Origin of the sequence: Streptomyces panaciradicis (assembly GCF_023516615.1) — a bacterium.
In the GTDB taxonomy this organism is placed as follows: Bacteria; Actinomycetota; Actinomycetes; order Streptomycetales; family Streptomycetaceae; genus Streptomyces; species Streptomyces panaciradicis.
Genome location: NZ_JAMGBF010000026.1, coordinates 1 through 16,205, shown reverse-complemented (window position 1 = coordinate 16,205; position 16,205 = coordinate 1). Strand labels below are relative to the sequence as shown.

Annotated in this window: 14 protein-coding genes and 1 pseudogene; 5 read left to right on the top strand and 10 right to left on the bottom strand. The window is 72.8% G+C overall.

Annotation, left to right across the window (positions count from 1 at the left end; translation table 11 throughout):
* From M8J74_RS11895 to M8J74_RS11885, 3 genes are all read right to left on the bottom strand, one after another.
* On the bottom strand, positions 1–1,352 hold a 1,352-nt coding region (locus tag M8J74_RS11895; protein WP_249836336.1), incomplete at its 3' end, for an ABC transporter permease subunit.
* A 3-nt stretch (positions 1,353–1,355) separates the two neighbouring features.
* Positions 1,356–2,846 (bottom strand): ABC transporter substrate-binding protein, encoded by a 1,491-nt coding sequence (locus M8J74_RS11890; protein WP_249836335.1) that lies wholly within the window; start codon positions 2,844–2,846, stop codon positions 1,356–1,358.
* Positions 2,847–2,850: 4 nt separating this feature from the next.
* Entirely contained in the window at positions 2,851–3,387 is a 537-nt protein-coding gene (locus M8J74_RS11885) for a GNAT family N-acetyltransferase (protein WP_249836334.1), read from the bottom strand.
* Positions 3,388–3,503: 116 nt separating this feature from the next.
* Here M8J74_RS11885 and M8J74_RS11880 point away from each other — a divergent pair, with 116 nt between their 5' ends.
* Both M8J74_RS11880 and M8J74_RS11875 read left to right on the top strand, forming a co-directional pair.
* Positions 3,504–4,451, top strand: a complete 948-nt coding sequence (locus M8J74_RS11880; protein WP_249836333.1) for an ATP-binding protein — start codon at positions 3,504–3,506, stop codon at positions 4,449–4,451.
* A gap of 47 nt (positions 4,452–4,498) precedes the next feature.
* Positions 4,499–4,894, top strand: a complete 396-nt coding sequence (locus tag M8J74_RS11875; RefSeq protein ID WP_249836332.1) for an SCO5389 family protein — start codon at positions 4,499–4,501, stop codon at positions 4,892–4,894.
* Positions 4,895–4,907: 13 nt separating this feature from the next.
* On the opposite strand, the gene M8J74_RS11870 is transcribed toward M8J74_RS11875, so the two are convergent.
* From M8J74_RS11870 to M8J74_RS11855, 4 genes are read right to left on the bottom strand one after another with little or no spacing between them, the layout of a single operon-like run.
* Positions 4,908–6,272 (bottom strand): GH1 family beta-glucosidase, encoded by a 1,365-nt coding sequence (locus tag M8J74_RS11870; protein WP_249836331.1) that lies wholly within the window; start codon positions 6,270–6,272, stop codon positions 4,908–4,910.
* A 29-nt stretch (positions 6,273–6,301) separates the two neighbouring features.
* On the bottom strand, positions 6,302–7,141 hold the full coding sequence (locus tag M8J74_RS11865) for a carbohydrate ABC transporter permease (RefSeq protein ID WP_058922053.1): 840 nt from the start codon (positions 7,139–7,141) through the stop codon (positions 6,302–6,304).
* 7 nt (positions 7,142–7,148) lie between these two features.
* A complete protein-coding gene (locus M8J74_RS11860) occupies positions 7,149–8,138 on the bottom strand; it encodes a carbohydrate ABC transporter permease (protein WP_249836330.1) in 990 nt (329 codons plus the stop codon).
* Between the two features lie 5 nt (positions 8,139–8,143).
* A complete protein-coding gene (locus M8J74_RS11855) occupies positions 8,144–9,460 on the bottom strand; it encodes an ABC transporter substrate-binding protein (protein WP_249836329.1) in 1,317 nt (438 codons plus the stop codon).
* 210 nt (positions 9,461–9,670) lie between these two features.
* On the opposite strand from M8J74_RS11855, the gene M8J74_RS11850 reads away from it, so the two are divergent.
* Positions 9,671–11,443, top strand: coding sequence for a pectate lyase-like domain-containing protein (locus tag M8J74_RS11850; RefSeq protein WP_249836328.1), 1,773 nt, complete (start codon positions 9,671–9,673; stop codon positions 11,441–11,443).
* Positions 11,444–11,486: 43 nt separating this feature from the next.
* Here M8J74_RS11850 and fusA read toward each other — a convergent pair whose 3' ends face one another.
* Positions 11,487–13,517, bottom strand: a complete 2,031-nt coding sequence (fusA, locus tag M8J74_RS11845; protein WP_249836327.1) for an elongation factor G — start codon at positions 13,515–13,517, stop codon at positions 11,487–11,489.
* Positions 13,518–13,953: 436 nt separating this feature from the next.
* On the opposite strand from fusA, the gene M8J74_RS11840 reads away from it, so the two are divergent.
* Positions 13,954–14,409 carry a tellurite resistance TerB family protein gene (locus tag M8J74_RS11840; protein WP_249836326.1) on the top strand — a complete coding sequence of 152 codons (456 nt, stop codon included), beginning with the start codon at positions 13,954–13,956 and terminating at the stop codon, positions 14,407–14,409.
* A 25-nt stretch (positions 14,410–14,434) separates the two neighbouring features.
* Here M8J74_RS11840 and M8J74_RS11835 read toward each other — a convergent pair whose 3' ends face one another.
* Positions 14,435–15,373, bottom strand: a complete 939-nt coding sequence (locus M8J74_RS11835; protein ID WP_249836325.1) for a M56 family metallopeptidase — start codon at positions 15,371–15,373, stop codon at positions 14,435–14,437.
* Between the two features lie 3 nt (positions 15,374–15,376).
* Positions 15,377–15,817 carry a BlaI/MecI/CopY family transcriptional regulator gene (locus M8J74_RS11830; RefSeq protein WP_249836324.1) on the bottom strand — a complete coding sequence of 147 codons (441 nt, stop codon included), beginning with the start codon at positions 15,815–15,817 and terminating at the stop codon, positions 15,377–15,379.
* A gap of 165 nt (positions 15,818–15,982) precedes the next feature.
* On the opposite strand from M8J74_RS11830, the pseudogene M8J74_RS11825 reads away from it, so the two are divergent.
* A pseudogene (locus M8J74_RS11825) lies at positions 15,983–16,205 on the top strand (acyltransferase family protein); the annotation flags it as partial.

The following is a 16,205-nucleotide window of genomic DNA, read 5'->3' as shown; positions in this document are numbered from 1 at the left end:
GCGAGCGGCGCCCAGGCGACGGCGCTCACCGCGAGGGCGGGCGTGGCCGGGCCGCTCCCGGCGACGGCGGCCACCAGCAGCGCGCCGAGGACGGGCGGTACGGCGTTGACGGTGTCGGCCAGCGGCCCGGACAGGCGGGGCAGTGCCCCGAGCACCAGGCCGGCCACGAGGGCGACGGCGCCGATCGCGGAGGCGAGCAGCAGGGTGTCGAACGCGCCGTGGGCGACCCGGGCCAGCAGGTCGCGGCCGAGCGCGTCGGTCCCGAACGGATGGGCCCAGGAGGGCGGCCGCAGCCGCTCGGCGGTGTCGACGGCGAGCGGGTCGCGCGGCAGCCCGAGGGCCACGACGGCCAGCAACACCGCGCCGTGCAGCAGGGGTTGGACGCCGCGTGCGGGCGGGGCGGGCCGGTGCAGGGTCGGCAGGGCGCCGTCGCGCAGGGCGGGGCCGGTCAGCAGGCGGGTGGCGAGCCGCGCGGCGCCCGCGGCTGCTGCGGCGAGCAGGACGAGGACGAGGGTGCCGGCCTGCAGGACGGGCAGGTCCTGGGCGAGGGCGGCCTGAAGGGTGGTGCGGCCGAGTCCGGGGATGTCGAAGATCTGCTCCACGGCGACGGACCCGCCGGTCAGCCCGACCACGAACAGGCCGAGATTGGGCAGGAGTCCGGGCAGGCAGCGGTGCACCGCGTGCCGGGCGATACGCCGGCGGGGCAGCCCGCGGGCGGCGGCGGCCACGGCCCAGGGCTCGGCGAGGGCGCCGGGCAGCAGGTCGTCGAGGAGCCGTCCGAGCACGGCCCCGGCGGGCAGGCCGAGGGCGAGCGCGGGCAGCACGGTCCAGCGGGGGCCGTACCAGCCGAGGGCGGGCAGCCAGCCGAGTTGGACGCCGACGACGGTGGCGAGGACGGACGCGGTGAGGAACTCGGGCAGCGCCGCGAGGACGGCGGAGCCGCCGCCGCCCGCCCGTCCTCGCCGGCCCTGCCGGTACAGGGTGCGGGCGCACACCAGGGCGGCCGTGCCGGCGGCGGCCACGAGGGCCACCGCCATCAGCAGCAGGGACACGCCCAGCGCGTGCAGCACGGCGGGCGTGACCTCGGCACCGGAGAGCCACGACCGGCCCGCGTCCCCGCGCCACAGCCCGCCGGCCCACTGGCCGAGCAGCCGCAACGGACCTGCGTCCAGGCCGAGTTGGGTGCGGATGTCCGCCAGTACCTCGGGCGTCGGAGTGCGGTCGGCGGAGCGCGCCCTGAGCACGGTGAGCGCCGGGTCGGTGCGCGCGAGCCAGGGCAGCAGACCGATGCCGCACACCAGGGCGAGGGCCAGTCCGGTCCGCCACAGCAGCGGGGTCAGCCGGTCGCGCACGGGTCAGCGCCGGGTGCCGGGGCCGACGAGGGTGCGCTCGTACGGGTCGAGGAGCGCCCCGCGGACGGTGCCGGCGACGCCGGTGACGATGCGCTGGTGGACGAGGGGGACGACGGCGTCGGTGCGGAGGATCTCCGCCTCGGCCGCCATGACGGCGTCCTGCCGCCCGGCGAGGTCGGCGACCCGCTCGGCCCTCGCCACGGCCCGGTCGACATCCTTGTCGCACAGCAGCGCCAGGTTGTAGCCGCCGTCGCAGGTGAAGTCGCTCGCCAGGACGGCGACGGGGTCGCCGGTGTCGACGAGGGTGTTGCGGGCGAGGACGACGGCGTCGAACCTCCCGCGCAGGGCGTCGCCCTCCAGCCGCGAGTACTCCCGCACCTCCAGCTTCACGCGGAACCCGGCCTTCTCCAGCTGCTGCTTCAACACCTGTGCCGCTTCGGGGAGTTCGGGGCGGTTGTCGTACGTGGCCAGGGTGATCCGCGCCCCGTCGGGCGACGTCGCCCGCGCGCGCCCGGGCGGCCGGGTGCGCTTGCCGTCGGCCCAGGTGACGGCGGGTCCGTAGATGCCGGTGCCGGCGTCGGCGTGCCCTTCGTAGACGCCGTCGGCGAGGGCGGAGGTGTCGACGGCCCGGCGGGCGGCGGCCCGCAGACCGGGGTCGGCGAAGGGGCCGGAGCGGGTGTTGAGCAGCAGGCCGGTGGTGCGGGTGGTGGCCGTCTCCTTGCGGATGGCCCGGTCGAGGGTGGCGGCCTGGGCGACCGGGATCGCCTCGGCGAGGTCGACCTGGCCGGTGCGCAGGGCGGCGGTGCGGGCGGCGCCGTCGGCGATGAACTTCACGTCGATGCCCGGGGATCGGGCGAGGCCGCCCCAGTGGTCGTCGAATCGGTCGAGGGTGGCGGAGGCGGTGCCGTCGAGGGCGCGGATCTCGAAGGGGCCGGTGGCGGTGCCGACCGGGTCGACGCGGCCGCTCTTGCCGTAGGCCTTCTGGGCGAAGACGGCGAGGCCGGGGCTGGACAGGCGCAGCGGCAGGACGGGGTCGGGGGCGGCCGTGGTGATGCGCACGGCGGCCGGGCCGGCGGGCTCGGCGGTGAGGGTGACGCCGGAAAGGGCGGCGGGGGCGGGTTCGGCCTCGGCGGCGTGGCGGAGGGAGCGGGCCACGGCGGCCGGGGTGACGTCCGTGCCGTCCTGGAAGGCGGCCTGGCGCAGGGTGAACAGCCAGGTGCGGTCGTCCTCGCGGCGCCAGGAGGCGGCGAGCGCGGGGGTGGCGGTGCCGTTGCCGTCGAGGGCCGTCAGTCCCTCGGAGACGCCGAGGCGACTGAGGACGGTGGCGTCGTCGCCGTACGGGGAGAGGTTCTCGGTGGGCGGGAAGGCGAGGGCGACCCGCAGCCGGGAGGCGGACTCGGTCTTCCCGGCGGAACCGCCGGAACTCGGGGACGCGAAGCAGCCGGTGAGGACCGGGGCGAGCAGCAGGGCCAGGAGCAGTCGGGTGCGGCGCACGGGTCTATCGCCCCATCGGTATCTCGAAGTGGATGATCCCCTGCCCGGCCGCCGGGTCCTCCCGCTCGTCGAGCACGACCTTGCCGAGGGACCGCCAGAAGGCCTCCGCGCCCTGCACCGCCGGGTCGGTGTGCAGGTAGACGGAGCGGTAGCCGCCGTCGGCGGCCGCGAAGGCGAGCAGTTCGCCGACCAGTCGCCGGGCGAGCCCGCGCCGGCGGTGCCCGGGGCGGACGTAGACGCGGCGCAGCTGGGCGGTCGCGCCGGAGGGGTATCGCTCGGCGAGGCGGCGGGGGTTCGGCGGGTGGGCGGGGCCGCGGGAGTCGAGGGCGGCGGTGGCGACGACCTCGCCGCCGTGCGGGGCGAGCGCCACGAGCAGGGTGTGGCGTTCGGGGGTGAGGTAGGCGGCGGCCGGGTCGACGATGTCGCCGTGCCAGCGGGGCACGTAGCCGGTGCCGAAGTCGCGGTACACGGTGTCGAGCATCACGGCTCGCGCACCGTCGAGGTCGTCCGGGCCCGCGGCCCTGATGCAGTAGTCACGCACTTGCACATCATATGCATTAAGCAGCCCGCCTTGATCATCGCGATTTGACAGAACCTCGGAAGCTGCCTACAACCTAGCGACATGACATTCATTTTCAAAACCGGGTCGGGCCGGTAATGCGGGTGGCGTTCGTCGGCAAGGGCGGCAGCGGGAAGACCACGCTGTCCGCGCTCTTCGCCCGCCGTCTGCTGGCGTCCGGCGCTCCCGTGCTCGCCGTCGACGGCGACATCAACCAGCACCTCGCCGAGGCGCTGGGCCACCAGGGCGCCCCCTTCGCCGCGCCGCCCCTGGGCGCCCACCTCACCGACATCAAGGACTACCTGCGGGGCACCAACCCCCGCATCTCCTCCGCCGACTCCATGGTCAAGACCACGCCCGCGGGCCGCGGTTCACGGCTGCTGCGCCTGCTCGGCGACGACGAACTGCACGCCCGGCACGTCCGGCGCGCGGGCGGCGTGCCGCTGATGGTGACGGGCGAGTTCGACGAGAGCGACCTGGGCGTGGCCTGCTACCACTCCAAGCTCGGCGGGGTGGAGCTGTACCTGGGGCACCTGGTGGACGGGCCCGGCGAGTACGTCGTCGTCGACATGACGGCCGGCGCGGACGCGTTCGCCTCCGGCCTGTTCACGCGCTTCGACCTCACGTTCCTGGTGGTGGAGCCGACCCGCAAGGGCGTCTCGGTGTACCGCCAGTACCGCGACCACGCCCGGGAGTTCGGGATCCGCGTCGCGGTCGTCGGGAACAAGGTGAACGGCGAGGACGACGTGCTCTTCCTCAAGGAGCAGGTGGGCGACGACCTGCTCACCCACCTGGTCCACTCGCCCTGGGTGAGGGCGAGCGAACAGGGGCGTCCGCAGGGCGAGTTGGAGGAGCACAACCGTCACGCCCTGAACGTCCTGCGCGCGGCGGTGGACGCCCGCCCGAGGGACTGGGACACCCTGCACCGCCACGCCGTCGAGTTCCACCTGCGCAACGCCCGCGCCTGGGCGGACCGCGCCACGGGCGAGGACCTGGCCCGTCAGATCGACCCGGAGTTCGTGCCGGGCCCGACGGCCCTGACCTGACCGACCCCTTCACTCACACGCACCGACGACCAGAACGGACACCCCCCATGTCTCTCGACGTCTCCCCCGAGCTCCTCGCCGAAGCCGAGTCCGGTGACATCCGCGAGGAGGACTTCGTGGCCACCGTCCGCACGTCCCTCCCCTACGCCTACGACCTGATCGCCTCCCTGGCCGCCGAACTCGACTCGGTCGACGCCGAGTTCGCCGACAACCAGACCCCGCCGCCGTCCGAGAGCGAGCGCGGGCAGCTGCTGCGCGCCCTGGCCAGCGACGCCATCCGGGGCAGCCTGGAACGCCACTTCGCCATCGAACTGGCCTTCCAGAACTGCCACCGCGTGGCGGCCTTCCGCCCGGGCGCGCGAACCACCGGCGGCACCTACGGCCGGTTCACGTCCCCGCGATCCCAGGTACTGAACCAGTCACCGGAGTTCAGGGACTGCTGACCGCGCCGTCCGGTCACGCGGCGTTCCGGGCCCGTCCCCGATGGGCCCGGACGATGTCCGCGTACCGGTGGCCCGTGCCCTTGATCGTGCGTTTCTGGGTCTCGTAGTCGACGTGGACCAGGCCGAACCGCTTGTCGTAGCCGTACGCCCACTCGAAGTTGTCCAGCAGGGACCAGGCGAAGTAGCCGGCCAGGGGGGCGCCCTTGCGGACGGCGGACGCGCAGGCGGCGAGGTGCTGTTCGAGGTACTCGGTGCGCTCGGGGTCGTCGACGGTTCCGTCGGGGCGTACGACGTCCGGGTAGGCGGAGCCGTTCTCCGTGACGTACAGGCGGCTGATCGGGTACTCGTCGGTGAGGCGCAGCAGGAGCGTCTCGAGGCCGCTCGCGTCGATCTCCCAGTCCATGCCGGTGCGGGGCACGCCGAGGCGGCGCACGGAGCGGACGCGGGGCGCCGGGGCCGAGGGGTCGTCGGCGACGATGGACGGCATGTAGTAGTTCAGGCCGTGCCAGTCGAGCGGCGCGGCGATCTTCGCCAGGTCGCCCTCGCGCTCGGGCAGTTCGACGCCGTACACCTCGCGCATGTCGGCCGGGAAGCCGCGGCCGTACACCGGGTCCAGCCACCAGCGGTTGATGTGGCCGTCCTGCCGGCGGGCGGCCGCCACGTCCTCGTCGCGGTCGGTGGCGGCGTGCACCGTGGAGAGGTTGGTGACGATGCCGACCTGGGCGGACGGCGCCGCGGCGCGGATCGCGTCGACGGCCAGGCCGTGGCCGAGGAGCAGGTGGTAGGAGGCGCGGACGGCGGCCGTCAGGTCGGTCAGGCCCGGGGCCATCCTGCCTTCGAGGTGGCCGATCCAGGCCGAGCAGAGCGGCTCGTTGAGCGTGGCCCACTGGGTGACGCGGTCGCCGAGGCGTTCGGCGACGGCCGAGGCGTAGTCGGCGAAGGCGAGCGCGGTGTCCCGCTCCGGCCAGCCGCCGCGGTCCTGCAGGACCTGGGGCAGGTCCCAGTGGTAGAGCGTGACGAACGGGGTGATGCCCGCCTCCAGCAGGGCGTCGATCAACTCGTCGTAGAAGGCGAGGCCCTTGGGGTTGACCGGACCGTCGCCGCCGGGCACCACGCGCGGCCAGGCGACGGACAGCCGGTAGGCGTTAGTGCCGAGCCGGCGCATCAGGCCGATGTCCTCGCGCCAGCGGTGGTAGTGGTCGCAGGCGACGTCTCCGTTGTCGTCGCCGTCGACCTTGCCGGGCGTGTGGGAGTAGGTGTCCCAGATCGACGGGGAGCGGCCGTCCTCGGCGACGGCCCCCTCGATCTGGTACGCCGCGGTGGCCGTGCCCCACAGGAAGTCGCGGGGGAAGGCGGCGAGGTCGATGCGGTCGGACACGGAAGTCCTCTCAAGGCGGTGGGAGTGGGTCACTTGACGGCACCCGCCGTCAGCCCGGCGACGAGATAGCGCTGCAGCAGCAGGAAGCCGGCGACCACGGGCACGCTGACGACCAGCGACGCGGCCATGATCTGGTTCCAGTAGACGTCGTTGAGCGTGGAGTAGCCCTGGAGGCCGACGGCGAGGGTGCGGGTGGTGTCGTTGGTCATGACGGAGGCGAACAGCACCTCGCCCCAGGCGGTCATGAAGGCGTAGACGGCGACCGCGACGATGCCGGGGATCGCGGCCGGCACGACCACCCGGAACAGCGCGCCGAGCGGACCGCAGCCGTCCACCAGCGCCGCCTCGTCGAGGTCGCGCGGCACCGAGTCGAAGTACCCGATCAGCATCCAGATGGAGAACGGCAGCGAGAAGGTCAGGTACGTCAGGATCAGGCCGCCGCGCGAGCCGAACAGGGCGATGCCGGTGGCGTTGCCGATGTTGACGTAAAGGAGGAACAGCGGCAGCAGGAAGAGGATGCCCGGGAACATCTGCGTGGACAGCACGGTGACCGTGAAGACACGCTTGCCGCGGAAGCTGTACCGGCTGACGGCGTACGCGGCGAACACCGCGATCACCACCGAGCAGACGGTCGCCGCGCCCGCCACGATCAGCGAGTTGGCGAAGTAGCGCGCCAGCGGGACCGTCGACCAGATGTCGATGTAGGGGCGGATCGTCAGCCCGCTGGGCAGCCACCGGAACTTGCCGGTGACGTCCGCGAGCGGCTTGAGCGAGCTGGAGACCATCACGTACACCGGGACGAGCACGAACCCGGTGAGCAGGGTGAGGAAGACCCGGCGCGACCACAGGAACGAACTGGGAGGCGCCATGGGGGACTTAGACATCGCCGGTCCTCCGTCCGCGCGAGGTGAGCGCCAGGTACACGCCCGTCACGACGAGCAGGAACAGCAGCAGCAGGACGGACATGGCGGAGCCGGTGCCGAAGTTCCAGGTGACGAACGAGGCCTGGTAGATGTGCACCGAGATCAGGTCCGCGGCCTCGGGCGCGGACTTGCCGAACAGGACGTAGGGGGTGTTGAAGTCGTTGAACGTCCACAGGAACAGCACCAGCAGCAGCACCTGGTTGACCGGGCGCAGCGACGGCAGGGTGATGCGGCGGATCTGCTGCCACATCCCGGCGCCGTCCAGGGCCGCGGCCTCGTACAGCTCCCCGGGGATGTTCTGCAGGCCGGCCATGACGATGAGGAAGGCGAAGGGCCAGCCCTTCCACACCGACACCGTCAGCAGGGCGTAGAAGCTGTTGTCGCCGATCAGCCAGAAGGACGGCTTGTCGGTGAGGTGGAGCTGGTCGTGCAGGACGTGGTTCACCAGGCCGTTGTCGTGCTGGAACATGAACACCCAGGTGATGACGGCCGCGTAGACCGGCAGGGCGTACGGCACCAGGAACAGCGCCCGCAGCAGGCCGCGGCCGGTGAAGGTGTCCTGCATGTAGATCGCGGCCGCCGTGCCGATCAGCCAGCACAGGCCGACGGAGAGCAGGGTGAAGGCGACGGTGACGAAGAAGGAGTGCAGCAGCGCCTCGCCGACGGGGGCGTCGAAGTCCACCGACACCTTGTAGTTGCCGAGGCCGGTCCAGGGCGCGGTGCCCCAGTCGCGGATGTAGAACTGCGTGAGCTCCTTGAAGCTCATCACGATGCCGATCACCATCGGCACCAGGTGGACCAGGAGTTCGAGGATCAGGGCGGGCAGGAGCAGCAGGTACGGGAGTCCGGCGCGGCGGATCCGCCCGGTGCGGCGACGCGGTTCGCGCGTCGCCGCACCGGCGGGACTCCCCCTCAGCGGTTCCTTGAGGGTGGTGGTGGTCATCGGGCTCACTTCGCCGGCATCTGCTGCTGGGCCTTCTCCAGGGCCGCCTTCACCGAGGCGGTGGTCACCGCGCGTCCGGCCGCCACGTCGGCGAACAGGTTCTTGACGGCCGTACCGACCGCCGTCTCGAACTGCGACTCGTCGGCGACCTGCGGCAGCGCGGCGGCGCTCTTGGCGAGGGTGTCCTTCAGGACCGCGTTGGCCGGGGAGTTGAACGCCGCGTCGGTCTGCGCGGTCCTGACCGGCGGGATCGAGCTGTACGCCGTGTTGAGGATCTTCTGCTCGGCGTCGCTGGTCATGAACTTCACGAACTTCGCGGCGCCGTCGAGGTTGTGGCTGTTCTTGAAGACGGCCAGGTTGATGCCGGCGACCATCGAGTTGACCTGGGTGCCGGTGCCGGGGGTGCCGGACTGCACGGGGACCGGCGCGATGCCGTACTGGTCGGGGCTCATGCCCTGGGACTTGAGGTTGGCGGACGCGGACTGCCACAGCAGCATGGCCTGCTTGCCCTTGGCGAAGTCGCTGACGGACTGGTTCTGCGCGTACTCGGCGTCGCCGGTCGGGATGACCTTGTCCTTGGCCATCAGGTCGACGTACTGCTTGACCGCGTCGACGACCTTGGCGTTGGTGAAGTCCGCCTTGCCGTCCGCGGTGAAGAACTCGCCGCCGTGCTGCTTGGCGAAGACGAAGACGTGGTGGATGTTCTCCGAGAGGTTCGAACCCTCCGCGCCGAGCGGGGACTTGCCCTTCGCGGAGATCTTCTTGCCGTCGGCGACGAGCTCGTCCCAGGTGGCCGGGGGCTTGGAGATGCCGGCGTCGGCGAAGATCTGCTTGTTGTAGTAGAGGGCGTAGGCCATCGAGTACAACGGGACGGCGGCCGGGTCCTTGCCCGCCGCGCCGGTCGAGCCGAGCGCCGAGTCGACGAAGCGGTCCTTGCCGCCGATCTTGGCGAAATTCTTGGCGTCCCAGGGCAGCAGCGCGCCGGTGGCCTGCAGGGACGCGCTCCAGGTGTTGCCGATGTTCAGGACGTCGGGGCCCTGACCGGAGGTGGTGGCGGTGAGGATCCGGTTCAGCAGGTCCGACCAGGGGACCACCTCCAGCTTCACCTTGATCCCGGTCTGCTTCTCGAACTTGTCGAGTTCGGGCTGCAGGACCTTCTTGTCGACGGCGATGCTCGCGCCCTGGTTGGAGGCCCAGTAGGTGAGCGTCTTCGGCGAGTCGTTGGACCCGCCGCCGTTCGACGAACCGCCTCCGCAGGCCGTCGCGGCAAGGGCGAGTGACACGGTGACGGCGCCTACGGCCGCGGCTCGGATGCTGCGCATGGCTCCCGGTGTCCCTTCGGGGTTTGCACTCATGGCTTAATTTAGGACGTGAGTTAAACCTCCGGAGCGGAACTCGTCAAGGGGTACGGCAGCCCAGCGGCAATCCGGTCCCGACTCTTGACGCGAGCGTTCGGACAGTTGAAGCATGCACCGCCAAGAGAGCGCTCCCAGACCGCACCCCGTTCACTTCCCGAACAGGAGAGCCGCCGTATGCCCCTGCCCGACATAGGCCGCAGAACCGTCCTCGGCGCCGCCGCCGCGACCGCGCCCGCACTGCTCGGACTGTCGGCGCCCGCGCACGCCGCCCCCGAGACGCCCAGGAAGCCCCACCTCCTCCCCGGTGGCGGCGACCTGGGCCCCAACGTCCTGGTCTTCGACCCGTCCACCCCGGACATCCAGGCCAGGCTGGACGAGGTGTTCCGGCGGCAGGAGTCGGCCCAGTTCGGCACCGGCCGCTACGCGCTGCTGTTCAAGCCCGGCACGTACCACGGCCTCAACGCCCAGCTCGGTTTCTACACCTCCATAGCGGGCCTGGGCCTGTCCCCCGACGACACCACCATCAACGGCGACGTGACGGTCGACGCCAGCTGGTTCGGCGGCAACGCCACGCAGAACTTCTGGCGTTCGGCGGAGAACCTGGCCCTCGTCCCGGCGAACGGCACCAACCGGTGGGCGGTCGCGCAGGCGGCGCCGTTCCGCCGGATGCACGTGCGCGGCGGCCTCGACCTGGAGCCCACCGGCTACGGCTGGGCGAGCGGCGGCTACATCGCCGACAGCCGGATCGACGGTCAGGTGGGCCCGTACTCGCAGCAGCAGTGGTACACCCGGGACAGCGCGATCGGCAGCTGGCTCAACGGCGTGTGGAACATGGTCTTCTCGGGGGTCGAGGGCGCCCCCGCGCAGAGCTTCCCGAACCCGCCGTACACCACCCTCGACACCACCCCGGTCTCCCGCGAGAAGCCGTTCCTGTACGTCGACCGCGCGGGCGCGTTCCATGTGTTCCTGCCCGCGAAGCGCACCGCCGCGCGCGGTGTGACCTGGGGCAACGGCACCCCGAGGGGCACCTCGCTGCCCCTGTCGCGCTTCTACGTCGCCAAGCCGGGCGTCTCCGCGGCCACCCTCAACCGGGCGCTCGCACAAGGGCTGCACCTGCTGCTGACGCCGGGCATCTACCACCTGGACCGGCCCGTGCAGGTGAACCGCCCCAACACCGTGGTCCTGGGCCTGGGTTACGCGACCCTGATCCCCGACAACGGCGTCACGGCCCTGCGGGTCGCCGACGTCGACGGCGTCCGCCTCGCCGGCCTCCTCATCGACGCCGGACCGGTCAACTCCCCGACGCTGCTGGAGGTCGGCCCGCGCGGAGCCCACAAGGACCACTCGGGCAACCCCACCACCGTGCAGGACGTCTTCGTGCGCATCGGCGGCGCGGGTCCGGGCAAGGCCACCACCAGCATGGTCATCAACAGCCGGCACACCATCGTCGACCACACCTGGGTCTGGCGCGCCGACCACGGCGACGGCGTCGGCTGGGAGACCAACCGGGCCGACTACGGCATCGTCGTCAACGGCGACGACGTGCTCTGCACGGGCCTGTTCGTCGAACACTTCAACAAGTACGACGTCCAGTGGTACGGGCAGCGCGGGCGCACGATCTTCTTCCAGAACGAGAAGGCGTACGACGCCCCGAACCAGGCGGCGATCCAGAACGGCCCGGTCAAGGGATACGCGGCCTACAAGGTCGGCGACCACGTCACCGCGCACGAGGGCTGGGGACTGGGCAGTTACTGCTTCTACAACGTCGACCCGGGCATCGTCCAGCACCACGGCTTCGCCGCCCCGGACCACCCGGGCGTGCGGTTCCACGACCTGCTCGTGGTCTCCCTCGGCGGCCAGGGCCAGTACGAGCACGTGATCAACGAGACGGGGGCTCCGACGTCCGGCACGTCGACCGTGCCGTCCACGGTGGTGTCGTACCCGTGAGCCGGGGGCGGCCCCGCCCGCGTGGGGCGGGGCCGCCGTGGCGTCACCGGGCCGGTGCCGGCACGTAGCCGGTGGGACGGGCCGTGAAGGTGCCGCGGCCCTGCGTCCGGCTGCGCAACCGGGTGGCGTAGCCGAAGAGTTCGGCCAGCGGCACCGTCGCCGTCACCACCGCCGCGCCCGACCGGGTCAGCGAGCCCGAGACCCGGCCGCGGCGCGCGGCGAGGTCGCCGAGGACACCGCCGACGGCGTCCTCGGGGACGCTCACCGTGACCTCCACGACCGGTTCGAGGAGAACCATCGCGCAGGCGCGCAGGGCCTCGCGCAGGCCCAGCCGGCCCGCGGTGCGGAACGCGGTGTCCGAGGAGTCCTTCACGTGCGTGGACCCGTCGGTGAGGGTGACGCGCAGCCCGGTCACCGGGTGCCCGCCCAGCGGCCCCTCGCCGAGCGCCTCCCGGCAGCCGGCCTCCACCGCGCGCACGTACTCCTGCGGCACTCGCCCGCCGACGACGGCCGAGCGGAACGCGAACCCCTCCTTGAGCGGCTCGACATCGAGGACGACGTGGGCGAACTGCCCGGCCCCGCCGTCCTGTTTGACGTGCCGGAAGACGAAGCCGGACACCCCGCGGCCCACGGTCTCGCGGTGACTCACCGCGGGACGGCCGACGTTGACCTCGAGGCCGTGGACGCGCCGGAGCTGCTCCGCCGCGACCTCCAGGTGCAGTTCGCCCATCCCCGACAGCACCGTCTGACCGGTCTCCGGATCCGTGCGGACGACCAGTGAGGGGTCCTCCTCGGTCAGCCGGGCCAGCGCCGAGGCCAGCCGGTCGGTGTCGGTGGACCTGCGGACCTCGACGGCGACGGAGACCACCGGCTCGGTGGCGCCCGGCGGTTCCAGCACGAGCGGGGCGCGCGGGTCGCACAGCGTCGAGCCGGCCCGGGCCGACTTCAGCCCGACCAGGGCGACGATGTCCCCGGCCAGCGCACGGTCCACCTGGGTGTGGCGGTCGGCCTGCACCCGCAGGATGCGCCCGATCCGCTCGCCGCGGCGCGCGCCCGCGTCCCACACGGTGTCCCCCTTCCCGATCGTTCCCGAATAGATCCGCACGTACGTCAGCCGCCCGGTCGGCGTGGCGTGCACTTTGAACGCCAGCGCCGCGAACGGCGCCGCCGGGTCGGCCGCCCGCTCCTGGGCCGTACCGTCGTGGCCGCCGCGTACGGCGGGCACGTCCAGCGGCGAGGGCAGGTAGGCCACGACCGCGTCGAGCAGGGGCTCGATGCCGCGGTCGCGGTAGGCCGAACCGCAGAGCACCACCACGCCGTCGCCGCTGCGGGTCAGGTCCCGCAGGGCGGCGGCCAGGGTGCCGGCCGACAGCTCGTCGCGGCCGACGAACTCCTCCAGCGCCGCCGGGTGCAGCTCGGCGACGGCCTCCTCCAGCAGCCTGCGGCGCCGCCGCGCCTCCTCGCGCAGAGCCTCCGGCACCGGCATGTCCTCGGGCGAGTCGCCGCCCTCGGCCCAGACCAGCGCGCGCATGCGCAGCAGGTCGACGACGCCGGTGAAGCGGTCCTCCGCGCCGATGGGCAACTGCACCACCAGGGGCGCCGGATGCAGCCGGTCCCGGATCGAGGCGACGGCCGTGTCGAGGTCGGCGCCCGCCCGGTCCAGCTTGTTGACGAACGCGATCCTCGGTACGCCGTGCCGGTCGGCCTGCCGCCACACCGACTCGCTCTGCGGCTCGACGCCGGCCACCGCGTCGAACACGGCGACCGCGCCGTCGAGAACCCTGAGCGAGCGTTCCACCTCGGCGGCGAAGTCGACGTGGCCCGGGGTGTCGATCAGGTTGATCCGGTGGCCGTCCCAGGCACAGCTGACGGCCGCGGCGAAGATGGTGATGCCCCGGTCCCGCTCCTGCGGGTCGAAGTCGGTGACGGTGGTGCCGTCGTGGACCTCGCCGCGCCGGTGCGTGGTGCCGGTGGCGTACAGGATCCGCTCGGTGACGGTGGTCTTGCCCGCGTCGACGTGGGCGAGAATGCCGAGGTTGCGGACGGTGGTGAGGGCGTCTAGGTGGGTGCGCACGGCCCGTTGGCCTTTCTGGTGAAGTGAGCAGGGCGACGCGATTCCCGGACGTGGCGCAGCGCAGGATGGACCTGCGGGTCAGGCGCTCGTCACGGGCATCCGGTACCGGCCGCGCAGCGGGCACCGGACGGACGGGGACACCAGGATCACCTCGTACCGCGAGCGGGGGACGACGACAGCGGTGCGGTACGGCACGGCCGGTCTCCCCTCGTCACTCGGTTCCGCGCGTCACGGCGATGCGCGGTGCGTGGCGAGTGTAGGGAAGCGGGACGTCACGGGGCATCACCTTTTTCCGCGCGCTCGGCGGTCGTGAACTTTCCTGGCGTGGGCGGAACTTATCCGCCGGGCCGCGAGTTTCTACACTGCTGTAGTAGTCACGAGGCGTCGGCCCGCCGGCCGTGCGGACCGCGCCTCCTTTCGAACCTTTGGAGTTCTCATGGCCCTGTGGGACCGCATCAAGGAGTCCGCGTCGACGATGCAGACCCAGCTCGTGGCGAAGAAGAACGACCTGAAGAGCGGCGCCTTCCGGGACGCCAGCATGGCGATGTGCGCCCTGGTGGCCGCCGCCGACGGCACCGTCGACCCGGCCGAGCGGCAGCGCGTGGCCCAACTGATCGCCACCAACGAGGTCCTGCAGAACTTCCCGGCCGACGACCTGCGCCGCCGCTTCGAGGAGAACCTGGACAAGCTCACCGCGGACTTCGCCTTCGGCAAGGTCAGCGTGTTGCAGGAGGTCGCCAAGGCGAAGAAGAAGCCCGCCGAGGCGCGTGCCGTCATCCAGATCGGCATCGTCATCGGCGGCGCCGACGGCGACTTCGACAAGACCGAGCAGGCCGTGGTGCGCGAGGCGTGCTTCACCCTCGACCTGCCGCCGCACGAGTTCGACCTCTGACCTGCCCGGCGGCGGCCCAGGCGGCCTACAGCGGGGTCGCCGCCCGCAGGATCAGGAACATGGTGACCGCCGAGTTGGCCGAGGACATCGCGGACACCACGGCGCCCGCGGCCGCCGTCCACACGGCCATGCCGACGGTCGTGAACAGCGGGGGCCAGGCCCGGACGGCCGGGGCCGGACCGAGCAGCGCCGCCACCCGGCGCGGCACCGGACCGGGTTCGGCCGCCAGGCCGGCCAGCACGGGCGCGGGCGTCGGCCGGGAGACGAGAGCGGCCTTGGCGACCGCGCGGGCCGTGATCCGCCGGTCGCCGACGGCCCGCGCCGCCTCCTCGTCGGCCCAGCGCTCCACGGTGTAGGCGACGGCCGTGCGCAGCGGCCGCAGGAACGGGTTGGCGCGGGCCGCGAGACCCGCGAGGAGCAGGTGTCGGTGGTGCCGGCCGGCGAGGTGCGCCCGCTCGTGGGCGAAGAGCACCCGCCGCTCTCCCGAGGTGAGACCGGCCAGCATGCCGGTGGACACCAGGACGCGCCCCGCCCGGCCGCGCCCCGGGAGCGTGTGCGCGTACGGCAACTCGTCGGGCAGCACGGCCACTTGCGCGCCGGGCAGCCCCCGCAGCGCGCGTGCGGTGCGGCGCCGTACCCGGACATGGCGCAGGAGCAGGGCGGCGCAGGAGGCGGCCGCGGCGGCGAGGGCGGCCACGGCGGCCTTGCCGATCACCTCGTCGTGCGGCACGGCGGCCCGCACCTCGGGATCGGCCCAGGCGTCGGGCAGCGGATTGCCGGGCAGTTGGGCGGTGCCCACGATCGCGAGCAGGGCGAGGCACAGGCTGCTGCACAGGCCGAGCACGGCGGCGACGGCGGACAGCAGCCGGGTCGCCACCCGCGGATGCAGCCGGTGCTCCGCCAGCCGCGCTATCGGCCAGGCGGTGAGCGGCAGCACGAGCGGCAGGAAGACGAACACCCCCACCTGTCAGCGCCCCCGCCCCTCGGACTCCTCGCCGAGGCCGCCGTCGGCGCCGGCCTCGCGGAGCAGCCGCCGCAGCAGTTCCTCGTCCCGGGCCGGGAGGGACGACACGAAGCTCGTCAGCACCGCCTCCCGGTCGGCCTCGGCGTCCAGGACCCGTCGCATGCGGTGGGCGGCGAGGCCCGCCTCGTCGGAGGCTGCCGTCCACGCGAAGGAGCGGCCCGCGCGCTGCCGGGTGACGACGCCCTTGGCGCGCAGCCTGGTCAGGATGGTGATCACGGTGGTGTAGGCGAGGGTGCCGCCGAGACGTTCGCGCACCCAGCCCGCCGGCACGGGTTCCGGCGCCGCGCGCAGGGCCGACAGCACCTGTGCCTCCAGTTCGCCCTGACCCCGCCGGCGGGCGGGCCCGCCCGGCTCCCCGCTCCCGTCCCGCTGTCCGTCCCGCACGCCACCTCCCGCTGCCGCAGCTCAACGCCCCATCGTAGGCGCACGCTTCGCACCCGACGGGAGACGGCTCCCGCCGCGCCCCGTGCGCCCCGGCGTCAACCCGTGAGCCCGGCCGGGACCCTGCGCGGGTGGTTTACGGCCGCCGGATCCGGTGAGGCGGCTGTAATGTCCCAGTCGCACACCACAGCCGTGGCCCCCGTGAAAGCCGCACCTCGCGAAGGCGCACCGCAGGCGGCGGGTTCCCCCCTCGGCGTGCGGGAGCCTCGGGCGAAGCAGCGTGACGCCTACTTCGACAACGCGAAGTACCTGGCGATCGTGCTGGTGGCGATCGGCCACGCGTGGGAGCCGCTGCGCGACGACAGCCGGGTGGTCAGCGCGCTCTACAACT

Excerpts from the sequence above, each read along its gene's own strand:
- M8J74_RS11880 (WP_249836333.1), top strand. The coding sequence starts at position 3,504 with ATGCGGGTGGCGTTCGTCGGCAAGGGCGGCAGCGGGAAGACCACGCTG.
- M8J74_RS11875 (WP_249836332.1), top strand. The coding sequence starts at position 4,499 with ATGTCTCTCGACGTCTCCCCCGAGCTCCTCGCCGAAGCCGAGTCCGGT.
- M8J74_RS11865 (WP_058922053.1), bottom strand. The coding sequence starts at position 7,141 with ATGGCGCCTCCCAGTTCGTTCCTGTGGTCGCGCCGGGTCTTCCTCACC.
- M8J74_RS11860 (WP_249836330.1), bottom strand. The coding sequence starts at position 8,138 with ATGACCACCACCACCCTCAAGGAACCGCTGAGGGGGAGTCCCGCCGGT.
- M8J74_RS11855 (WP_249836329.1), bottom strand. The coding sequence starts at position 9,460 with ATGCGCAGCATCCGAGCCGCGGCCGTAGGCGCCGTCACCGTGTCACTC.
- M8J74_RS11850 (WP_249836328.1), top strand. The coding sequence starts at position 9,671 with ATGCCCCTGCCCGACATAGGCCGCAGAACCGTCCTCGGCGCCGCCGCC.
- M8J74_RS11840 (WP_249836326.1), top strand. The coding sequence starts at position 13,954 with ATGGCCCTGTGGGACCGCATCAAGGAGTCCGCGTCGACGATGCAGACC.